Annotated in this window: 20 protein-coding genes; 6 read left to right on the top strand and 14 right to left on the bottom strand. The window is 62.8% G+C overall.

Annotation, left to right across the window (positions count from 1 at the left end; genetic code table 11):
* Positions 1 to 15: 15 nt before the first annotated feature.
* From AC1DZP_RS12185 to AC1DZP_RS12155, 7 genes are all read right to left on the bottom strand, one after another.
* Positions 16 to 1,107 (bottom strand): 3-deoxy-7-phosphoheptulonate synthase, encoded by a 1,092-nt coding sequence (locus AC1DZP_RS12185; protein ID WP_477302576.1) that lies wholly within the window; start codon positions 1,105 to 1,107, stop codon positions 16 to 18.
* A 512-nt stretch (positions 1,108 to 1,619) separates the two neighbouring features.
* Positions 1,620 to 2,414, bottom strand: a complete 795-nt coding sequence (locus AC1DZP_RS12180) for an SDR family oxidoreductase (protein WP_477302574.1) — start codon at positions 2,412 to 2,414, stop codon at positions 1,620 to 1,622.
* A 25-nt stretch (positions 2,415 to 2,439) separates the two neighbouring features.
* A complete protein-coding gene (iolG, locus tag AC1DZP_RS12175) occupies positions 2,440 to 3,441 on the bottom strand; it encodes an inositol 2-dehydrogenase (RefSeq protein ID WP_477302573.1) in 1,002 nt (333 codons plus the stop codon).
* Positions 3,442 to 3,553: 112 nt separating this feature from the next.
* Complete coding sequence (locus AC1DZP_RS12170) at positions 3,554 to 4,321, bottom strand: ATP-binding cassette domain-containing protein (RefSeq protein ID WP_477302571.1); 768 nt, start codon at positions 4,319 to 4,321, stop codon at positions 3,554 to 3,556.
* Positions 4,322 to 4,323: 2 nt separating this feature from the next.
* Complete coding sequence (locus AC1DZP_RS12165) at positions 4,324 to 5,400, bottom strand: ABC transporter permease (RefSeq protein ID WP_477225075.1); 1,077 nt, start codon at positions 5,398 to 5,400, stop codon at positions 4,324 to 4,326.
* Between the two features lie 97 nt (positions 5,401 to 5,497).
* Positions 5,498 to 6,439: a sugar ABC transporter substrate-binding protein gene (locus AC1DZP_RS12160; RefSeq protein WP_477302569.1), complete on the bottom strand. Its 942-nt coding sequence runs from the start codon at positions 6,437 to 6,439 to the stop codon at positions 5,498 to 5,500.
* A 300-nt stretch (positions 6,440 to 6,739) separates the two neighbouring features.
* Positions 6,740 to 7,771, bottom strand: coding sequence for a LacI family DNA-binding transcriptional regulator (locus tag AC1DZP_RS12155; protein ID WP_477302567.1), 1,032 nt, complete (start codon positions 7,769 to 7,771; stop codon positions 6,740 to 6,742).
* A 166-nt stretch (positions 7,772 to 7,937) separates the two neighbouring features.
* Between AC1DZP_RS12155 and AC1DZP_RS12150 the strand changes: the two genes are divergently transcribed.
* The 3 genes from AC1DZP_RS12150 to AC1DZP_RS12140 are packed head-to-tail and all read left to right on the top strand — an operon-like array spanning position 7,938 to position 10,610.
* The gene (locus AC1DZP_RS12150) at positions 7,938 to 9,026 is read left to right on the top strand and encodes a fatty acid desaturase family protein (RefSeq protein ID WP_477302565.1); all 1,089 of its coding nucleotides are present in this window, start codon (positions 7,938 to 7,940) and stop codon (positions 9,024 to 9,026) included.
* 34 nt (positions 9,027 to 9,060) lie between these two features.
* Positions 9,061 to 9,375: a MocE family 2Fe-2S type ferredoxin gene (locus tag AC1DZP_RS12145; RefSeq protein ID WP_095083246.1), complete on the top strand. Its 315-nt coding sequence runs from the start codon at positions 9,061 to 9,063 to the stop codon at positions 9,373 to 9,375.
* A 5-nt stretch (positions 9,376 to 9,380) separates the two neighbouring features.
* Positions 9,381 to 10,610 (top strand): NAD(P)/FAD-dependent oxidoreductase, encoded by a 1,230-nt coding sequence (locus AC1DZP_RS12140; RefSeq protein ID WP_477302563.1) that lies wholly within the window; start codon positions 9,381 to 9,383, stop codon positions 10,608 to 10,610.
* 53 nt (positions 10,611 to 10,663) lie between these two features.
* Here the strand turns inward: AC1DZP_RS12140 and AC1DZP_RS12135 are convergent, their stop codons facing one another.
* The 7 genes from AC1DZP_RS12135 to hslV all read right to left on the bottom strand — a co-directional run bounded on the left by AC1DZP_RS12135 (position 10,664) and on the right by hslV (position 15,984).
* Positions 10,664 to 11,623 (bottom strand): DUF1402 family protein, encoded by a 960-nt coding sequence (locus AC1DZP_RS12135; RefSeq protein WP_477302561.1) that lies wholly within the window; start codon positions 11,621 to 11,623, stop codon positions 10,664 to 10,666.
* Positions 11,624 to 11,805: 182 nt separating this feature from the next.
* On the bottom strand, positions 11,806 to 13,119 hold the full coding sequence (hslU, locus tag AC1DZP_RS12130; RefSeq protein ID WP_095083240.1) for an ATP-dependent protease ATPase subunit HslU: 1,314 nt from the start codon (positions 13,117 to 13,119) through the stop codon (positions 11,806 to 11,808).
* Positions 13,120 to 13,123: 4 nt separating this feature from the next.
* The gene (locus AC1DZP_RS12125; protein ID WP_477302559.1) at positions 13,124 to 13,723 is read right to left on the bottom strand and encodes a DUF2585 domain-containing protein; all 600 of its coding nucleotides are present in this window, start codon (positions 13,721 to 13,723) and stop codon (positions 13,124 to 13,126) included.
* A gap of 49 nt (positions 13,724 to 13,772) precedes the next feature.
* On the bottom strand, positions 13,773 to 14,258 hold the full coding sequence (locus tag AC1DZP_RS12120) for a hypothetical protein (protein ID WP_477302557.1): 486 nt from the start codon (positions 14,256 to 14,258) through the stop codon (positions 13,773 to 13,775).
* Positions 14,209 to 14,931: a hypothetical protein gene (locus AC1DZP_RS12115; RefSeq protein ID WP_477302555.1), complete on the bottom strand. Its 723-nt coding sequence runs from the start codon at positions 14,929 to 14,931 to the stop codon at positions 14,209 to 14,211. The genes AC1DZP_RS12120 and AC1DZP_RS12115 overlap by 50 nt, the downstream gene beginning before the upstream one ends.
* Positions 14,928 to 15,443 (bottom strand): GNAT family N-acetyltransferase, encoded by a 516-nt coding sequence (locus AC1DZP_RS12110; protein WP_477302553.1) that lies wholly within the window; start codon positions 15,441 to 15,443, stop codon positions 14,928 to 14,930. Before AC1DZP_RS12110 ends, AC1DZP_RS12115 begins: the two co-directional genes overlap by 4 nt.
* Positions 15,433 to 15,984 (bottom strand): ATP-dependent protease subunit HslV, encoded by a 552-nt coding sequence (hslV, locus tag AC1DZP_RS12105; RefSeq protein ID WP_095084319.1) that lies wholly within the window; start codon positions 15,982 to 15,984, stop codon positions 15,433 to 15,435. The genes AC1DZP_RS12110 and hslV overlap by 11 nt, the downstream gene beginning before the upstream one ends.
* A 213-nt stretch (positions 15,985 to 16,197) precedes the next feature.
* On the opposite strand from hslV, the gene hisB reads away from it, so the two are divergent.
* The 3 genes from hisB to hisH are packed head-to-tail and all read left to right on the top strand — an operon-like array spanning position 16,198 to position 17,930.
* A complete protein-coding gene (gene hisB / locus AC1DZP_RS12100; protein ID WP_477302551.1) occupies positions 16,198 to 16,797 on the top strand; it encodes an imidazoleglycerol-phosphate dehydratase HisB in 600 nt (199 codons plus the stop codon).
* Between the two features lie 4 nt (positions 16,798 to 16,801).
* Complete coding sequence (locus AC1DZP_RS12095; RefSeq protein ID WP_477302549.1) at positions 16,802 to 17,278, top strand: DUF2628 domain-containing protein; 477 nt, start codon at positions 16,802 to 16,804, stop codon at positions 17,276 to 17,278.
* Position 17,279: 1 nt separating this feature from the next.
* Positions 17,280 to 17,930 carry an imidazole glycerol phosphate synthase subunit HisH gene (hisH, locus tag AC1DZP_RS12090; RefSeq protein ID WP_477302547.1) on the top strand — a complete coding sequence of 217 codons (651 nt, stop codon included), beginning with the start codon at positions 17,280 to 17,282 and terminating at the stop codon, positions 17,928 to 17,930.
* Positions 17,931 to 17,933: the final 3 nt, after the last annotated feature.

Below are 17,933 nucleotides of genomic sequence, written 5' to 3'. Positions count from 1 at the left end.
CTTATACCCGGCCTGTCAGGCTGCCCCCTGGCGGCTGTCGATCATGGCGCGGCGTGCCGAGCGGCGCCACTCGACCGCGCCGGCAAGGCCGTGCAGCACCGTCTCGGTGGTCGCCCAGTCGATGCAGCCATCGGTGATGCTCTGGCCATAGACGAGCGGCTTGCCGGGCACCACGTCCTGCCGGCCGGCGACGAGATTGCTCTCGATCATCAGGCCAATGATGCGGTCGTCGCCCGCCGCCACCTGGCCCGCCACGTCGGCCGCGACCTTGGGCTGGTTCTCCGGCTTCTTGGCCGAGTTGGCGTGGCTGACATCGATCATCAGCCGAGGTGCGACGCCGATGCGGGCGAGTTCGACCGAGGCCGCCTCGACGCTCGCCGCGTCATAGTTGGGCTGAACGCCGCCGCGCAGGATGACATGGCAGTCCTCATTGCCGGTGGTCGTCGCGATGCCGCTGCGTCCGCCCTTGGTCACCGCCATGAAATGGTGCGGCTGGGCGGCCGATTTCACCGCCTCGGCGGCGATCCGCAGATTGCCGTCGGTGCCGTTCTTGAAGCCGACCGGGCAGGACAGGCCCGATGCCAGCTCGCGGTGGATCTGGCTTTCGGTCGTGCGCGCGCCGATGGCGCCCCAGGCGACGAGGTCGGCAATGTATTGCGGCGTGGTCATGTCGAGGAATTCGGTCGCCGCCGGCAGGCCGAGATTGTTGACGGCGGAGAGCACGTTGCGCGCCATCCTGAGCCCCTTGTCGATGTTGAAGCTGCCGTCGAGGTCGGGATCGTTGATCAGGCCCTTCCAGCCGACCGTCGTGCGCGGCTTCTCGAAATAGACCCGCATCACGATCTCAAGCCGGTCGGACAGGGTCTCGCGCAGCGCCGCCAGACGGCTGGCATAATCGACGGCCGCGACCGGATCGTGGATCGAACAGGGACCGACGATGACGAGCAGTCGATCGTCGGTCCCGTTCAAGATGGCGTGGGTTGCATTGCGTGACGCGGCAACGGTGCGCGTCGCCGTCAGCGTGCGCGGGATCTCCCGCATCACCTGGTCCGGCGTACTCAGTTCCCTGATTTCCTTGACCCGAAGGTCATCTGTGGTGGTCAACACGGCTTTCTGCTCCTGATTAGGAGACCTGCCGGCTGAAACAAAAAAGCCGCCAGGTCTGGCGGCTGTTCGGATTTTGATGCTGCAATCTTCAGATCGAGCGCAATCCTCCCGCCGCCAGCGAGCTCCTAAAGTACCAGTACGTGGCGGTCAGGTTGATCATGAGGCTCATATAGTCGAAGCGGAGGCGCTTGTCACGTCCCCCTCCGTTTGAAATTTGACGCCTACCCGTCGCGATCCGGCCCCAACTCTTATAAGTTCAACGATATGCACCCAGATTCCGAAGAACCCGCCGATGTTTATGCGCTGCTGCGAGCGGCAGCAGAAGCGCGCCTAAGAGCAGCCAAAGCTATGTTGAGCGCATACGAAGCCAATGCCTTTAGGACGCCGGCCACGCCGGAGGATATCGCCTACTGGAAGCAAGAGCTGGCCGACGTTCAGGTCGAGTTGGCGAGGCTGCATAGTGCACACCGGACCTGAGACCCCGATGACGTTTCAACTGATACTGCCTGATGCTACTCGCCGATCACTCCGGCGATGTTCTGGTCGTAGTCGACCAGCGACCCGGTCATGACGCCGGCCTGCGGGCTGATCATATAGGTGATCAGCCGGGCGAGCTGCGCCGGCTTGACCAGTTGCCCCATCGGCTGCGCGGCCTCGGCCTTCTCCAGCCAGTCGTCCGGCGCGTCGTGCCATTTCTTCTGTACGATCGCCTCGCCCTCAGTGTCCATCCAGCCGGGCAGCACCGCGTTGCAGCGGATGCGGTTCTTTCGATATGAGCTGGCGACATTCTTGGTCAGTGTCATCAGCGCGCCCTTGCTGGTCGAATAGGGCGTCAGGAAGGACTGGCCGGCATGCGCCGACATCGACAGCACGTTGACGATCGAACCCGGCGCCTTGCGCTCCAGCAGGTGGGCGACCAGCCCCTGCATCAGGAAGAAGGGACCACGCACATTGGTGTCGAAGATCTGGTCGAAAAGCTCTTCGCTCGTCTCGACCAGCGAACCGCGTGCCGACGTCGCTGCCGCATTGACCAATGCGTTGATGGTGCCGAAATGCGAGATTGCGGTCGCGACCGCGCGCTTGCAGTCGGCGACCTTCGAGACGTCGGCGCTGATGAAGATCACGTCGACGCCCGATTTCTTGAAATGGGCGACGGCCTTGTCGCCCTTCTCCTGCGAGCGGCCGATCAGCGCCAGAGCCCGGCAGCCCTCGTCGGCCAGCGCCTCCGCGACGGCAAAGCCGATGCCTTGCGCACCGCCGGTGACGATGGCGCGCGTTTCATGATTGCGACCGGCTGATGTGCTCATCGCTGGGCTCCTGTGCCTGGTGTTCTTACTTTGCCGTGTCGAGACGGACGGTCTTGCCCGACGTCGCCGACTTCAGCGCAGCGTCAGCGAGCTTCAGCGCAACGAGACCGTCGGCGCCGCTTGGCGCCGCCTTCTTGCCCGACGTCGCGGCCGTGATGAAGGCAGCGATCTCGTTGGCATAGGCATCGAGGTAGCGGGTCATGAAGAAATCATGCAGCGGCGGGCGCGTATAGCCCTTCTCGTTGGCGAGTTCGATCGACACCGGACGCTGGTTCTCGGCCGCGATCATGCCTTTCGAGCCATGCACCTCGATGCGCTGGTCGTAGCCATAGGTGGCACGGCGCGAGTTGGAGATGACGGCCTGCTTGCCGGAAGCGGTCTCGAGGATGACGCTGACGCTATCGTAGTCGCCAGCTTCGCCGATCTTCTTGTCGACCAGCACCGAAGCATGGGCGCTGACCGCCACCGGCTCTTCGCCGAGCAGGAAGCGCGCCATGTCGAAATCATGGATGGTCATATCGCGAAAAATGCCGCCGGAGCGCTTGATGTAGTCGATCGGCGGCGCACCCGGATCGCGCGAGGTGATGGTCACCATCTCGACGGTGCCGATGGCGCCGTCGTCGATCGCCTTGCGCACGGCGGCGAAATGCGGATCGAAGCGCCTGTTGAAGCCGACCATCAGCGTCGCCTTGGCCTTCTCGACCACGGCCAGGCACTTCTCGACGCGCTTGACGTCGAGGTCGATCGGCTTCTCGCAGAAGATCGCCTTGCCGGCCTTGGCGAAACGCTCGATCAAATCGGCATGGGTGTCGGTCGGCGTGCAGATGACGACGGCGTCGATGTCCTTGGATTTTTCGATGGCGTCGATGCTGCGCACCTCGGCGCCATAGGCCGTCGCCAGCTCGGTCGCCGCCTTCTCGAAGGCGTCGGCGACGGCAACCAGTTTGGCCTGCGGGTTGGAGCCGACGGCGCGGGCGTGGACCTTGCCGATGCGGCCGGCACCGAGGAGGGCGAAGCGGAGTACCATGGAATGTCCTTTGAGGATGGTTCGAAGCAAGGCGCCGGTCATGGGCGCGGGTGATGTTCCGGTCAAGACGACATCGACAGGAAGGCGGTGACCACCGCCTCCATGCCCGGCCCTAGGCCGCGAGTTCCGCCTCTCCGGTCTTGGCGCCGGTGATGTAGGAGACGATATCGTTTCCGTCGGTGTCCTGCTTGCGCAGGTTGGCGACGATGCGGCCGCGGCGGAAGACGACGATGCGGTCGCAAAGGTCGAACACCTGGCGCATGTTGTGGCTGATCAGGATCAGCGGCTCGCCATTGTCCTTCAGCGTGCGGATGATGTTTTCGACCTGTGCGGTCTCCTGCACGCCAAGGGCTGCCGTCGGCTCATCCATGATGATCAGCTTGGAGGCGAAGGTGGCGGTCCGGGCGATCGCCACGCATTGACGCTGGCCGCCCGACATGTGGCGGATGGTGTTGGACAGATTGGGGATCTTCACCGCGGTGCGGACCAGTGCCGCCTCGGTCGCCTTGCGCATGTATTTGCGGTCCAGGATCGAGAACGGCCCGAGATTGAACAGCACCTTTTCGCGCCCGAGGAACAGGTTCGACGGCACGTCGAGGTCGTCGGCCAGCGCCAGGTTCTGGAACACCGTCTCGATGCCCGCCTCGCGCGCCGCGATCGGCCCGGTGAAGTTCACCTCCTTGCCGTCGAACCAGATCTTGCCGTCGGTGCATTGCTCGACGGCGGTTATCTGGCGCACGAAGGTCGACTTGCCGGCGCCGTTGTCGCCCATGATGGCGACATGCTCGCCCTTGCGCAGTTCGAAGTTCGCGCCTTCCAGCGCATGCACGCCGCCATAGCGCTTGGTCAGGTTTTCGGTCTTCAGGACGATGTCTGCCATGATCAAGCCCTCATTGCCCTAAGGCGTTGACGCCACTGGTCGAGAACGACTGCGCCGACGATGATCACGCCCTTGACCATCTCCTGGTAGTAGGCGTCGAGGCGCAGGAAGGTGAAGCCGGAGATGATGACGCCGAAGATCAGCGAGCCGATCACCGTGCCGACGATCGAGCCGCGGCCGCCCGACAAGGAGACGCCGCCGATGACCGCCATGGCGATCGCGTCGAGTTCGTACATCACGCCCATGCCCGACTGCGCGGTGAGGTTCTTGGAGCTCAGCACCACGGCGGCGAGCGCGGCGAGCACGCCGGCGATGACGTAGACGAGGATCTTGTGGTTGGCGATCTTGATGCCGGACATGCGCGCGGCGTCCTCGTTGGAGCCGATCGCGTAACAGTGCTTTCCGTACCGCGTGTAGGTCATGATCAGCTGGAACAGCACCGCCAGCGACAGGAAGATGATGACGGGCATCAGGCCTTTGCCGATTGCCGCGAAACTGTCGGTGGGGAACGAGATCGGCTGTCCCTTGGACCACCATTTGGCGATGCCGCGCGCGGTCACCATCATGCCGAGCGTGGCGATGAACGGCGGAATGCGCGTGTAGGCAATCAAGGCGCCGTTGACCAGGCCGGCGAACAACCCGCAGCTGATGGCCACCAGCAGCGGCACGATGACAGGCAGGTCGGTCCAGCCTTGGGCGAGGAACATCGCCTTGGGGTTGGGATTGCCGTTGACGGTCGCCACCTGGGCAAAACTCATGGCGATCATTGCGGTCGCGCCGACGATCGAACCCGAGGACAGGTCGATGCCGCCGGTGATGATCACTTGCGTCACGCCGATGGCGATGATGCCGACGATCGACACCTGCAGGATGATGATCTGCAGGCGTGCCTCGTTGAAGATCGCGCTGACGTCGCTGCGGGTGTTGAACAGGAAGCTGTCGCCGAGAAAGATCCGGCCGATCAGTTCGAAGACGACGACGAGGATGACAAGCGCCAGGAAAACGTTGATTTCGGCAGGCCACGCGCGCTTCTTCGCGTCGTAGCCGACCCCGCCGACGCCATGAGATGTCTGTGCCAAATCTTCTATCCTCCGTCAGCAGCGGTCGCCCCTCGCAGCCTTGCCGGCGCTGAGGGAAGGGGAGCGGCGCTGAAGCGCCGCTCCGTATGCCCGTTGCTCAGTTCTTCTTCAGGAACTTGTCGATGTTCGCAGGCGTCACCAGCTGGAAGGGGACGTAGACCTTGTGTTCGACCTTCTCGCCCTTGGACAGTTTCAATGCCGCGTCCAGCGCGCCCGCGCCCTGGCCGGCCGCGTCCTGGAACACGGTTGCGTCAAGGTCGCCGGCCTGCATCGCGGCAAGCGCGTCCTGGGTGGCGTCGACGCCGCCGACCACAACCGACTTCATGTCGATGTTGGCGGCCTTCATCGCCTGGATAGCGCCGATGGCGCTTTCGTCATTGTTGGCGATGACGCCGTCGAACGGCTTGCCGGTCGACAGCCAGTTGGTCATCAGGTTCTGGGCCTCGTCGCGGTTCCAGTTCGACGTCTGCTTGTCGATGATCTTGATGAAGCTGCAATCCGGCGTGGCGATCACCTCTTCGATATCCTTGGTGCGCTGCACGGCGGCCTGGTTGGAAAGTTCGCCCATGATCACATAGACGTTGGCTTCCTTCTTGCCGGCTTCCTTGAACAGGCGGCAGACTTCCTTGGTCTCGAGCGTGCCGGAATCGGCCTCGTTCGAAGCGACGAAGGCCTGGTTGTCCGGCAGTTTGTCGACATTGACCGGTTCGCGATTGACGTAGACCAGCGGGATCTTGGCGGCCGCCGCGGCGTCCGACATTGCCTGCGTGGCCGAGGTGTCGACCGGATTCACGATGATCGCGTCGACGCCGGAGGCGGCGAAGTTCTTGATCTGGTCAAGCTGCTTGGCGACGTCGTTCTGCGCGTCCTCGACCTGCAGCTCCACGCCGCTCATGCCCTTGGCCTGCTCGATCATGCCGTTGCGCAGCACGGTCAGGAAGTTGTCGTCGAACTTGGCCATCGATACGCCGACCTTGGCGGCCATGGCGGATGAACTCATCAGCGCCGCGAAAGCGACGCCCAAAATCAGTTTCTTCATTGTGTTTCTCCTCCACATATTGGTGTCCGGTTGCACCGATCTATCCGGAATCCCCGATCTCCCCGGGGAATCTCTCCCTGATATCGCTTCGCTCCGTGTGGCATTCCCTGCTTGGGCTGGAACGCCAAACCCTCTGATTGAAACAGACGTTCCGGAACGAAAGAACCAAAATGCACAGTTGGTGAAATATTTATTCCATTCCAGCGGAACGTCAAGTGCGATTCCGCGGCCTGCCGCCGGATTTTCGGATCGTTCTGATGGATTCTATCATTCCTTGCCGCTGCACTCGCGCGGGAAAGGTCAGATATTTTCCGGCAGATAGATGTCGAAGGGCAGGAAGGTCTGGCCAGGGGCGTTGGCTGCGCCGGTTTCGATGGCATGCACCATCCGATCGACCAGTTCGCGGCAGAGCGCGGCCAGCGGCGTCGAGATCACCATGGTGAGGATGTTGTCGGCGAGTGCCGCGCGCGACTCGGCGTTGATCTCGTTGCAGACGACCACAGGCATATTTACGGGCCTTGCTGCCCGCAACGCCGAGACCGCGCCCTCCATGCCGCCGCCCGCGACGTAGCAGCCGGCAAGATCCGGATAGCGCGCCAGAAGATCGATCATCGCATCATGGGTTACTTGGTTCGCTTCCAGGTTGACCAGCGTTTCCAGCACGCTGAAGTCGGGTGCATGCTCGCGAAAGAAAGAGCGGAAGCCGATCTCGCGCAACTCGTGGCCATGGAAACGGTGGCTGCCGACGAAGAGGGCGACTTTGCCCGGCTGCCGCGCCGCCCTGGCGATCATCCAGGCCGCGGTACGACCGACCTTGCGGTTGTCGAGGCCGACATAGCCCTCGCGGATACCGGCGGCAAAATCGGACAGCAGCGAGAAGACTGGCTGCCCCCTAGCCTTCAACGCCTCGACCGCCGCCGTCAGGGTCGGATGGTCCGGGCCGACAACGGCGATGGCCCTCGATTTTGCCGCCAGCTTGCGCATCTGGGTGGCGATCTCGTCGGGGACCAGGGAACTGGCGAAGTCGATGGTTGCTGCGCCGCGGAACCGCTGCGATTGCGAGACCGCCAGTTCGAGCTCCGATGCGAAATCGCCGTAGAAGACATCATTGCCTCGCAAAAGCAGGAAGCCGAGCCGGTACTCCGGCAGTTCATGATGCATCCGCTGCTTGATCAAGCCGGCCGCGTGATAGCCGATCTCTGTCGCGGTTTCATAGACGCGCCGCGCGGTCTCCTCGCGTACCGGCAGGCGATTGTTGAGCACGCGGTCCACGGTGGCAACGCTGACGCCGGAAATGCGCGCCAGATCGGTGATGGTCGGCCGTTTTGCCATGCTTGCCTCATCGGATTGCTTGGCCCCGTCTTACATCATTCTGATAGGAAATGATAGAAACTATCTTTGTGATGTTGAGTCTATCATGCGTCGGCGCTATTTTCAGCCTCGAAGCGTAGGAATATCGGGCATTCGCCTGGCGAATGCCCTGCCGAGGGAGGCAACCATGTCCGCAGCGCCGTCCCGGCGTGACTACAGCCTGATCGGCCGCGACGCCAAGCTCGCCGTCGAGACCGGCCTGTCTGCGGCCGAGTGGTATCATACCGACATCCCGCGCAAGCAGATGAAGGAGCTGATGCAGCGCTCCGACGGACCGGCGATCCGCGACACCGTCATCTGGCTCGCCGCCCTGATCCTCAGTGGCGCCGGCGGCGCCTGGTTCTGGGGCACATGGTGGTGCGTGCCGTTCTTCTTCGTCTACGGCGTGCTCTACGGCTCATCCACCGATTCACGCTGGCATGAATGCGGCCACGGCACCGCCTTCCGGACGCAGTGGATGAATGATGTGGTCTATCAGATCGCCTGCTTCATGATCATGCGCAATCCGGTGACCTGGCGCTGGAGCCACACGCGCCACCACACCGACACCATCATCGTCGGCCGCGACCCGGAAATCTCGGTCATGCGGCCGCCGGACCTGGCTCGCGTCGTCCTTGCCTTTGTCGGTGTGCTCGATGCCTGGCATGCGATGAGCGACATGCTGCGCAACGCGGCCGGCAACATCAGCGCGGCCGAAAAGACCTTCATTCCCGTGCAGGAGCAGCCAAAGGCGATCCGCTTCGCCCGCATCTGGACGGCGATCTATGCCGCCAGCATCGCACTGGCGCTCTATACCGGTTCGTTCTTGCCCTTGATGCTGGTCTGCCTGCCCAGGCTCTATGGCGCCTGGCATCACGTCATGGTCGGGCTGTTGCAGCATGGCGGCCTGGCCGACAACGTCACCGACCACCGCCTCAACAGCCGCACCGTCTACATGAACCCGATCAGCCGATTCATCTATTGGAACATGAACTACCATGTCGAGCATCACATGTTTCCGATGGTGCCGTACCACGCGCTGCCGAAGCTGCATGAGCTGATCAAGCACGATTTGCCGGCGCCGACGACGTCGATCCTGGCCGGCTATCGCGAGATGATCCCAACCTTCCTGCGCCAGTTGCGCAACGAAGACTATTTCCTCAAGCGCGAGCTGCCGCCCACCGCCAGGCCATATCGCGAAGAATTCCACAACGATGCCGTCGCGGCGGCCGAGTGATCGTGCAGCTATCCGATTTCCACGGGAGGACTGAATGAGCGACTGGGTCGAGGCCTGTGCCGCAGGTGACATCGATGAAGAGGATGTGATGCGCTTCGATCATGGCGGCCGCACCTTCGCCATCTATCGCAGCCCGGACGATGACTATTTCGCCACCGACGGTCTATGCACCCACGAAAAGGTGCATCTCGCCGACGGCCTGGTGATGGACGACATCATCGAATGCCCCAAGCACAATGGCCGCTTCAACTACAAGACGGGGGACGCCCGCGGCGCGCCGGTCTGCGTCAACCTCAGGACCTATCCGGTCAAGGTCGACGCCGGCAAAGTCCTCATCCAGATCGGATAACTTGTATGGCGCAAGGGATGGTCATCATCGGAGCCGGCGAATGCGGCGGCCGGGCGGCACTGGCGTTGCGCGATCTCGGCTATGACGGGCCGGTGACACTGGTCGGCGACGAACCGCATCTGCCTTACGAACGCCCGCCTCTGTCCAAGGAGGCGATGGCCAGCGACACCCCCGAAATCAAGGCGATCGCCAGTGATGAGTTGCTGGCTGAAAAATCGATCCGCCATATCCATTCCGTCCAGGCCGCTGCGATCGATCGTGCGGCGCATATGGTGCGTCTGTCGGACTGCTCGGCCCTGCCTTATGACAAGCTGCTGCTCGCCACCGGATCGACCCCGCGCAGGCTGCCGATGCCGGGATTGGGTTCGCGCTGCGTCTATCTCCGCACCTTCGCCGATGCGCTGGCCATTCGCGCCCATCTCAGCGCCGGCAAGCGTATCGCCATTGTCGGCGGCGGCTTCATCGGCCTCGAACTCGCCGCCGCGGCCCGCAAACTGGGCGCTTCGGTCACCGTCATCGAGGCGCAGCCGCGCATCCTGATGCGTGGGGTGCCGGCCGAGATCGCCGAAATCATCCATGCTGCGCATGTTGCCGAGGGTGTGAGCATCTTGTGTGGAGACGGCATAGCGTCCGTTGACGACGACGGCAAAGAGGTCCGCATCGCACTCGCCGGCGGACAGCAGATATCCGCCGATCTCGCGGTCATCGGCATCGGCGCCGTGCCGGTGACCGGGCTGGCCGCCGAAGCAGGCCTGACCATCGACAACGGCATCGCCGTCGATGCCGAGCTGCGCAGCAGCGATCCCAACATCTTCGCCGCCGGCGATTGCTGCTCGTTTCCACTCGCCGTCTATGGCGGCCGCCGCGTGCGGCTGGAAGCCTGGCGCAACGCCCAGGAACAGGGTGCGCTGGCGGCCGGGAACATGCTGGGGGCTGGCGAGGCGCATGCGGCTGTGCCGTGGTTCTGGTCGGATCAGTATGGTCTGTCCCTGCAGATCGCCGGGCTTTCCGACGAAGGCCGCAGCGTCGTGCGCCGCGATCTCGGCGGCGGCGCCTTTATCCTCTTCCATCTGGACGAAGACGGCAGGCTGGTGGCGGCCAGCGGCATCGGTCCCGGCAATGCGGTCGCCCGCGACATCAGGCTCGCCGAAATGCTGATCGGCAAACGGGCGAAGCCGGCGCCGGAAGCACTTGGCTCGCAGGCCATCAAGTTGAAGTCGTTGCTGGCGGCGTAGCGAAAGCTACGGTGCAGGACGTCGGTTCCGGCTCAAAAGCCTGTAACCGCACCTTAGAAAAGCGCCCTCAGCTCCGGCAGCTTGTCGTTGACCAGCCAGCCGTAATAATTCTCCTCGGGCAGCTTTTCAGGCTCGCCGGCGGCGCGGCGCCTGTCGTTCTCCGCCTTCAGCGCTTCGGCGCGCTGCTCCGGATTGCCGACATTGTAGAGCGTGGCGGTGAGCCCCGGATTTCCCGAAATGTCGAAGCCGGCAATGTTCTTGTAGGCGTCGATCGATTTCCGGATCGTCGCCGCGACGTAAGGCAGCGTCAGGTCGGGATCCATGATGGTCTTGTAGACCGAGTTGGGATCGGCGACGTCCAGCTTCGGCAAGCCCGAAACCTTGTGCACGAGATCGCTCATCTGCAAGGCCGTCAGCGGGTTGAGCTGGCCGAGGCCGAAGGTCTGGCCGGCATAGTAGGGCTGGAAGAAGGTGGCGCCGAAACGGTCGTCCGGGAAGCTCTCGCCACCGACGCTTTTGCCGCGAAACGAATGGTTCCACACCTGCTCGCGGCATTCCCACAGATCATAGCTGTCCGAAACCCCAGCGCATTTCTTGAATTCCGGCCGCTGCACGAAATCGGTGATGTCCTCGCCGTCATAGGCGAAGGTCAGCTTGCTGGAGAGATAGGAAATCGCCTTGACGTAGTAGGTCTGCAGCCGGTCGTAGGCGTCGACATTGTAGGTGTGCTCGCCGACGATGGCGCCGACAATGTGCAGGGGATCAATGCCGTAGGCCGCAGCGGCCTTCTTGATCTTGCCGCGCAGATCGGCGTCGTTCTTCAGCAAGGCGTAGACCTTGCGATACTTCGCCTGGAAGGTGGTGTTGGTGGCCTGCGTGCGCCGGCTCGAAGCGCCGGGAATATCCGGCTGCTCGGCGTTGCGGTTTCCTGGCGGCACCAATGTCGCCGCATCGGCGGCGAACAGCGTCGCAGCCAGCGTCAAGCCGAGAATGCCCAGGATCAGTTTTTTCATGCGCCGCCGCCTGCAGATGTTGCCGCGCAAACTAGGTAGTGCTCTTTCTCGAGTCGAGAGCGCCCCATCCGCCGGCAAGACGAAAGGTGGCCAGATGGTGCCATCTGGCCACACATGATTCTGTTTGCCGGACTGTGTTGCAATGCATCGGCCCAAAAATCGGAGTGACCCGGCGCCGCCCTTTAAAGGATGAATCGCGACAAATCTGTGTTTCTGGAGAGGTCGCCGACATGCTTTTCCACATAAGCGGCGTCGATGGTGACCGCAGTGCCGTTGCGGTCGGGCGCGTCATAGGAGATCTCGTCCAGCACCCGCTCCATCACTGTCTGCAGCCGCCGGGCGCCGATATTCTCGACGCTGGCATTGAGGTCGACGGCGATGCCGGCCAGCGAATCGATGGCGTCGTCGGTGAAGGTCAGGTCGACGCCTTCGGTCTTCATCAGCGCGATATACTGCTTGATCAGGCTGGCTTCGGTCTCGGTCAGGATGCGGACGAAATCGTCCTTCTCCAACGCCCGCAATTCGACGCGGATCGGCAAGCGGCCCTGCAATTCCGGCAACAGGTCCGACGGCTTCGAGACATGGAACGCCCCGGAGGCGATGAACAGGATGTGGTCGGTCTTCAACGGCCCATATTTGGTCGCAACCGTGGTGCCTTCGATCAGCGGCAGCAGGTCGCGCTGCACGCCTTCGCGGGAAACGCCAGCGCCCATGCCGCCTTCACGCGACGCGATCTTGTCGATCTCGTCGAGGAAGACGATGCCGTCATTCTCCGTCGCATCCAGCGCCCGGCGTACCACCTCCTCCTGGTCGAGCAGCTTGTCGGACTCGTCGCCGACCAGCAGCGCGTAGGATTCCTTGACCGTCGTCTTGCGCGTCTTGGTCTTCTTGCCGCCCATCGCCTTCGACAGCATGTCGTTGATGTTCAGCACGCCGATATTGGCGCCCGGCATGCCGGGAATCTCGAAGCCGGGCATGCCGCCATTGCCGGTGTCGGCCACTTCGATCTCGATCTCCTTGTCGTCGAGTTCGCCGTCGCGCAGCTTCTTGCGGAAGCTATCGCGCGTCGCCGGGCTCGCCGTCTTGCCGACCAGCGCCTCCAGCACGCGTTCCTCGGCGTTGATGTGGGCGCGTGCCTTGACGTCCTCGCGCATCTTCTCGCGCACCAGGCCGATGGCGATCTCGACCAGGTCGCGGATGATCTGCTCGACATCGCGGCCGACATAGCCGACTTCGGTGAACTTGGTTGCCTCGACCTTGACGAAAGGCGCCCCGGCAAGGCGCGCAAGGCGGCGTGAAATCTCGGTCTTGCCGACGCCCGTCGGCCCGATCATCAGGATGTTCTTCGGCATCACTTCTTCGCGCATCTGGCCTTCCAGCTGCTGGCGGCGCCAGCGGTTGCGCAGGGCGATGGCCACGGCGCGCTTGGCGTCCTTCTGGCCGATGATGAAGCGGTCGAGTTCCGAAACGATTTCGCGGGGGGAGAATGTGCTCATATCACTAAATTCCACTTTGCCACTGCTTGATGGCCTCGAACGGATGCAGCAGCATGATCACGTTGAGTGTCAGATTGTCCCGGATGAGATAGCCGGTACCGAGTTCGAAGATGATGGCGAGGCTGACGATCACCCATATAGGTAGCCTTCGCGCCATCACAAATCCCAGCACCATGGCCAGTGTGTCGGACACCGAATTGATGATGCTGTCGCCGTAATAGTTGAGCGAGATCGTGCCGGCGCGGTAGCGCTCGATGATGAACGGACTGTTTTCCAGCAACTCCCAGCCGCCTTCGATGAGGACCGCGAATGCCAGCCTCAAGCCGATCGGCGAACGCGGAAACAGGAACCGCGCCAGCGCATAGAACAGGAAGCCGTGGATGATGTGCGAGAACGTGTACCAGTCCGAAATGTGCTGGGAGTTCTCGGAACTGTTCACCACGCCGTGCCAGAGCTTGACGTAGCCGCAGGTGCAGATGGGCGGATGACCCATGCCGTAAAGGGCTCCGGCCTGGAAGATGAGCAGGGCCAGCACAAGCAGCAGCCCCATTCGCCAGCTGTCTTCATAGGCCGAATAGCTGTTGTCGTGGCCCGATGCGTTCATGCCCTATTGCCTCTCTTCCGCGTCGCCGTCTCGACCATCACAAAGCCCGTCACGCCTTCAGCGGCGGTAGCCGGCGGATCACGGCCGCAGGCAAGGTGGGTTTGACGACAATTCGCCGGATACGCTGCCAGCCAGCCCCGAACAGAATAATCAGCGCGCCGACAACGACCAGGATCAAGGCAAAAGGCGGGACGCCCGTCGAATCGGAGGCGGAATTCACCAGATAATAGATGCCCAGCGAGCCGAAGTAAGCCAACGTAGGAACCAGAAGCGAACGGCGGTCTATGGCGAGCGCGACATAGAGGAAGCCAAGGATCAGGATCGTCAGCATAATGGTTGCATTGGCGTCAGGTGCGATATGTCCGAATACGACGTTCTGGCCGGTTGCCATGATAAAGAGCGGATGCACCAGCATGGGTGCCGAGACGACATGCAGCCAGAAAGCGCAATCGGACCAGATCTTGCGTCGATCCCTGTCGTAAATGTCAAAAGCTACACCCGTTGCGAACACGATCAGGCCGCAGATCAGCGGCATGTAAAGTGCCGCGCAGCAATTCGGGAACATCCTCAAGGCGCGGCGGCGCAATCGCGCCCGTTGTCACACTGTCATACAGGATTATCGCCGTTTGCAGGAAGGCAAGCAGTGTGAAGGCGATCGCGATCGCCCCGGCAATGATGGGGACGCGAAAGCGCCAGAAATAGATCGCCGCCGCGAATATTCCTCCGCCCAGGAACAGATATCCGGCCCGGGATGCCGTCTGGCGCAACGCCAATAGCTGCCAGATAGTCTCCGGCTTGCGTATGCCGAAGCTGGCCTCCACTTGTAGCGCCAGCGCGACCAGAATGGCGGCCATGAAAATCAGCGCCAGCACGGACGACGATAATTTCATCCGGTGCTGACGTGTGACAATTTCGGCGAGCCCCCAGGCGAAAACCGCGAGGATGCCAGCGATCCAGAATGTCTGGCCTGGAAGCAAGGTGGTGAGGACAAAGAAGAAGCCGGCGCTGAGCAGGACCGTTCCCACAGTGACAAACAGATCGTTGCCGCCGCCGACCAGCCGCAGGTTTTCCTCGTCACCCTCGTCATCGGCGCGCCCGGCCTCGGGGGCGAGAGCGACCGCGCGTTCCATGACCTCCAGCTGATCCCGCGTGATTTGCGAGATCAGACCTGCTGCGACTGCCTTGTCAAGTGTTTCAGCGCTGATCAACCGGCCTCCTGTGGTGCGTCGCGCGCCATCATCAGGGCTGGCCCGTATTCCGTTATCCGGGTGTCAAAAGCGGCAAAGCCGGCTTTCTCATAAGCGCGGATCGCTGGTGCATTGCTCGGATGCGGGTCGATGATGACGCGCGGCACGCCTTCCTCGAACAGCTGCTCGACGAATTGCCGCACGATCGCCGAGCCGTGGCCGAGGCCGATCAGCTCCGGCCTGCCGATCGACAGGTCGATGCCGAGTGTGCCGAACGGCTGGTCGGCATAGGGGTGGTCGTCTTCCAGATGCGGGTCGTAGCTCTGCAGGTAGGCGATCGGCTTGCCGTCGAGTTCGACGATCAGCGGCTCGACGGAAATGCTGTCGATATGGTCGCGAATCTCGGCGATTTCCGTCTCGGGGTCGTCCCACCACTGCGCGACATGCGGCTCGGCGAGCCAGCCGGCAATCATCGGCAGGTCTTTCTCGGTCACCGGCCGAAAATCATAAAGGATGGCCGGATCAACCGGCATCGAGCGTTTCGACGACGAAGTTGTTGTTGGTGTAGACGCAGATGTCGGACGCGATCTGCATCGCCTTGCGGGCGATCTCCTCGGCGTCCTTGTCGGTGTCCATCAGTGCGCGTGCGGCGGCCAGCGCGTAGTTGCCGCCAGAGCCGATGGCCATGACGCCATATTCGGGTTCGAGCACGTCGCCGGTGCCGGTCAGCGCCAGTGAGGTCGACTTGTCGGCAACCAGCATCATCGCTTCCAGCCGGCGCAGATAGCGGTCGGTGCGCCAGTCCTTGGCGAGCTCGACACAGGCGCGCGTCAGCTGGTCGGGATATTGTTCGAGCTTGGCTTCCAGCCGCTCCAGCAGCGTGAAGGCATCGGCGGTAGCGCCGGCGAAACCGGCAATCACATTGCCGCCCTTGCCAATGCGGCGCACTTTCTTGGCGTTGCCCTTCATGATGGTCTGGCCAAGGCTGACCTGGCCGTCGCCGGCAATCACCACCTTGTTGCCCTTGCGCACCGTCACGATGGTCGTGGCGTGCATGGTCAGATTATCAGACATTTCCTGGCTCCGATTCGCGCCATCCCAAAAAGGCGATTGGCGCGGTACGAGTGACTTGATCGGCCATATGTATGCATGGGCCCGGTGATTGCAAACGGCTCGATAGCGACCCGGATGGCAACTGGCAATCGCCGGATCATGCTGCTAGAAGGCTTTCGTTTTCAAGCCGGCGAAGGCTTGGAGCGCATCAAACCCTGGGACAAGGACAAGATCATGTCGCCCCGTTCCGCCGAAGCAAGCCGCAGGACCAAGGAAACCGATATTGCCGTATCGGTCCATGTCGACGGCTCGGGCAAGTCAGACATTTCAACGGGCGTCGGTTTCTTCGACCATATGCTGGATCAGCTGTCGCGCCATTCCCTGATCGACATGACGGTCCGGGCCAAGGGCGATCTGCATATCGACGACCACCACACCGTCGAGGACACCGGCATCGCGCTCGGCCAGGCGCTGGCCAAGGCACTCGGCGAACGGCGCGGCATCATGCGCTATGCCTCGATCGACCTTGCCATGGACGAGACGCTGACGCGCGCGGCGATCGACGTGTCCGGCCGGCCGTTCCTGGTCTGGAACGTTTCCTTCTCGTCGCCGAAGATCGGCACGTTCGACACCGAACTTGTGCGTGAATTCTTCCAGGCGCTGGCACAGAACGCCGGCATCACGCTGCACGTCACCAACCACTATGGTGCCAACAACCACCACATCGCCGAGACCTGCTTCAAGGCGGTGGCACGTGCGCTGCGCACAGCGCTCGAACGCGACCCGCGCCAGCCGGACGCGGTCCCCTCCACCAAGGGATCGTTGAAGGGATAAGGTCATGGCCATCTATGTCGTGATGGAACCGCCCGGTCGCAGCGAGAAGCTCGACGCAACGGCCTTTGTCCGCGACGGCTTCACCTGGCTCGGCTTCCTGGTGCCGCCGCTCTGGTTTGCCTGGCATCGGCTGTGGATCGAAGCCGCGCTCGCCTTCGTCGTCGCGGCCCTGCTTTCATTGCTTGGCCAAAAGCTCGGCCTCGGCCTGACCGGTTCGTTGCTGTCGCTGCTGGTTTCACTCTATGTCGGGTTGGAGGGGCAGGCGCTGCGCATCGCGGCACTTCGCCGCCGCGGCTGGCATGAATGGGGCGTGGTCGAGGCCGGTCGGCTCGACGATGCCGACGGGCGCTACGCGTTGGAGGCGGAAGCATTTTCCGATCAAGCCGTGCCGGCGCCGCGCATGGTCCCGGATGCCGCCTTGGCGCGCCCGACGCAGCCGGGCATGGCGCTGGGGCTGACTCACATTCCGGGAAGACCCTGACATGCGGGTTGCGATCATCGACTACGGCTCGGGCAATCTGCGCTCGGCCACCAAGGCCTTCGAGCGCGCCGCGCGTGAAGCAGGCATATCGGCTGAAATCGATCTGACCGCCGACGCCGAACGGGTCCGCACCGCCGACCGCATCGTCCTGCCCGGCGTCGGTGCCTATGCCGACTGCGCGGCCGGCTTGCGCGCCGTCGCCGGTATGTGGGAAGCGGTCGAGGAAGTCGCGATCCTCAAGGGCCGGCCTTTTCTGGGCATCTGCGTCGGCATGCAGCTGATGTCACAGCGCGGCCTGGAAAAGACCGTGACCCACGGCTTTGGCTGGATCGCCGGCGACGTCAGGGAGATCATGCCGGCCGATTCGGCGCTGAAGATCCCGCAGATCGGCTGGAACACGATCGAACTCAAGCGTCAACACCCACTGTTTGCGGGCATTCCGACCGGAAACAGCGGACTGCATGCGTATTTCGTGCATTCCTACCATCTCGATGCGCGGAGGTCCGATGAGGTTCTGGCAGTCGCTGACTATGGCGGCCCGGTGACGGCCACCGTCGCTCGCGACAATCTCGTCGGCACGCAGTTCCATCCCGAAAAGAGCCAGGCGCTGGGCCTGGCGCTGATCACCAATTTCCTGCGCTGGAGGCCATGAAGA

Source organism: Mesorhizobium sp. P2_F8, assembly GCF_056403655.1.
This window is presented reverse-complemented; position numbering and strand designations above follow the sequence as displayed.

Coding starts and splice junctions, on each gene's coding strand:
- AC1DZP_RS12180 (WP_477302574.1), bottom strand. CDS start 2,414: ATGAGCACATCAGCCGGTCGCAATCATGAAACGCGCGCCATCGTCACC.
- iolG (WP_477302573.1), bottom strand. CDS start 3,441: ATGGTACTCCGCTTCGCCCTCCTCGGTGCCGGCCGCATCGGCAAGGTC.
- AC1DZP_RS12170 (WP_477302571.1), bottom strand. CDS start 4,321: ATGGCAGACATCGTCCTGAAGACCGAAAACCTGACCAAGCGCTATGGC.
- AC1DZP_RS12160 (WP_477302569.1), bottom strand. CDS start 6,439: ATGAAGAAACTGATTTTGGGCGTCGCTTTCGCGGCGCTGATGAGTTCA.
- AC1DZP_RS12155 (WP_477302567.1), bottom strand. CDS start 7,771: ATGGCAAAACGGCCGACCATCACCGATCTGGCGCGCATTTCCGGCGTC.
- AC1DZP_RS12150 (WP_477302565.1), top strand. CDS start 7,938: ATGTCCGCAGCGCCGTCCCGGCGTGACTACAGCCTGATCGGCCGCGAC.
- AC1DZP_RS12145 (WP_095083246.1), top strand. CDS start 9,061: ATGAGCGACTGGGTCGAGGCCTGTGCCGCAGGTGACATCGATGAAGAG.
- AC1DZP_RS12140 (WP_477302563.1), top strand. CDS start 9,381: ATGGCGCAAGGGATGGTCATCATCGGAGCCGGCGAATGCGGCGGCCGG.
- AC1DZP_RS12135 (WP_477302561.1), bottom strand. CDS start 11,623: ATGAAAAAACTGATCCTGGGCATTCTCGGCTTGACGCTGGCTGCGACG.
- hslU (WP_095083240.1), bottom strand. CDS start 13,119: ATGAGCACATTCTCCCCCCGCGAAATCGTTTCGGAACTCGACCGCTTC.
- AC1DZP_RS12125 (WP_477302559.1), bottom strand. CDS start 13,723: ATGAACGCATCGGGCCACGACAACAGCTATTCGGCCTATGAAGACAGC.
- AC1DZP_RS12120 (WP_477302557.1), bottom strand. CDS start 14,258: ATGCCGCTGATCTGCGGCCTGATCGTGTTCGCAACGGGTGTAGCTTTT.
- AC1DZP_RS12110 (WP_477302553.1), bottom strand. CDS start 15,443: ATGCCGGTTGATCCGGCCATCCTTTATGATTTTCGGCCGGTGACCGAG.
- hslV (WP_095084319.1), bottom strand. CDS start 15,984: ATGTCTGATAATCTGACCATGCACGCCACGACCATCGTGACGGTGCGC.
- hisB (WP_477302551.1), top strand. CDS start 16,198: ATGTCGCCCCGTTCCGCCGAAGCAAGCCGCAGGACCAAGGAAACCGAT.
- AC1DZP_RS12095 (WP_477302549.1), top strand. CDS start 16,802: ATGGCCATCTATGTCGTGATGGAACCGCCCGGTCGCAGCGAGAAGCTC.
- hisH (WP_477302547.1), top strand. CDS start 17,280: ATGCGGGTTGCGATCATCGACTACGGCTCGGGCAATCTGCGCTCGGCC.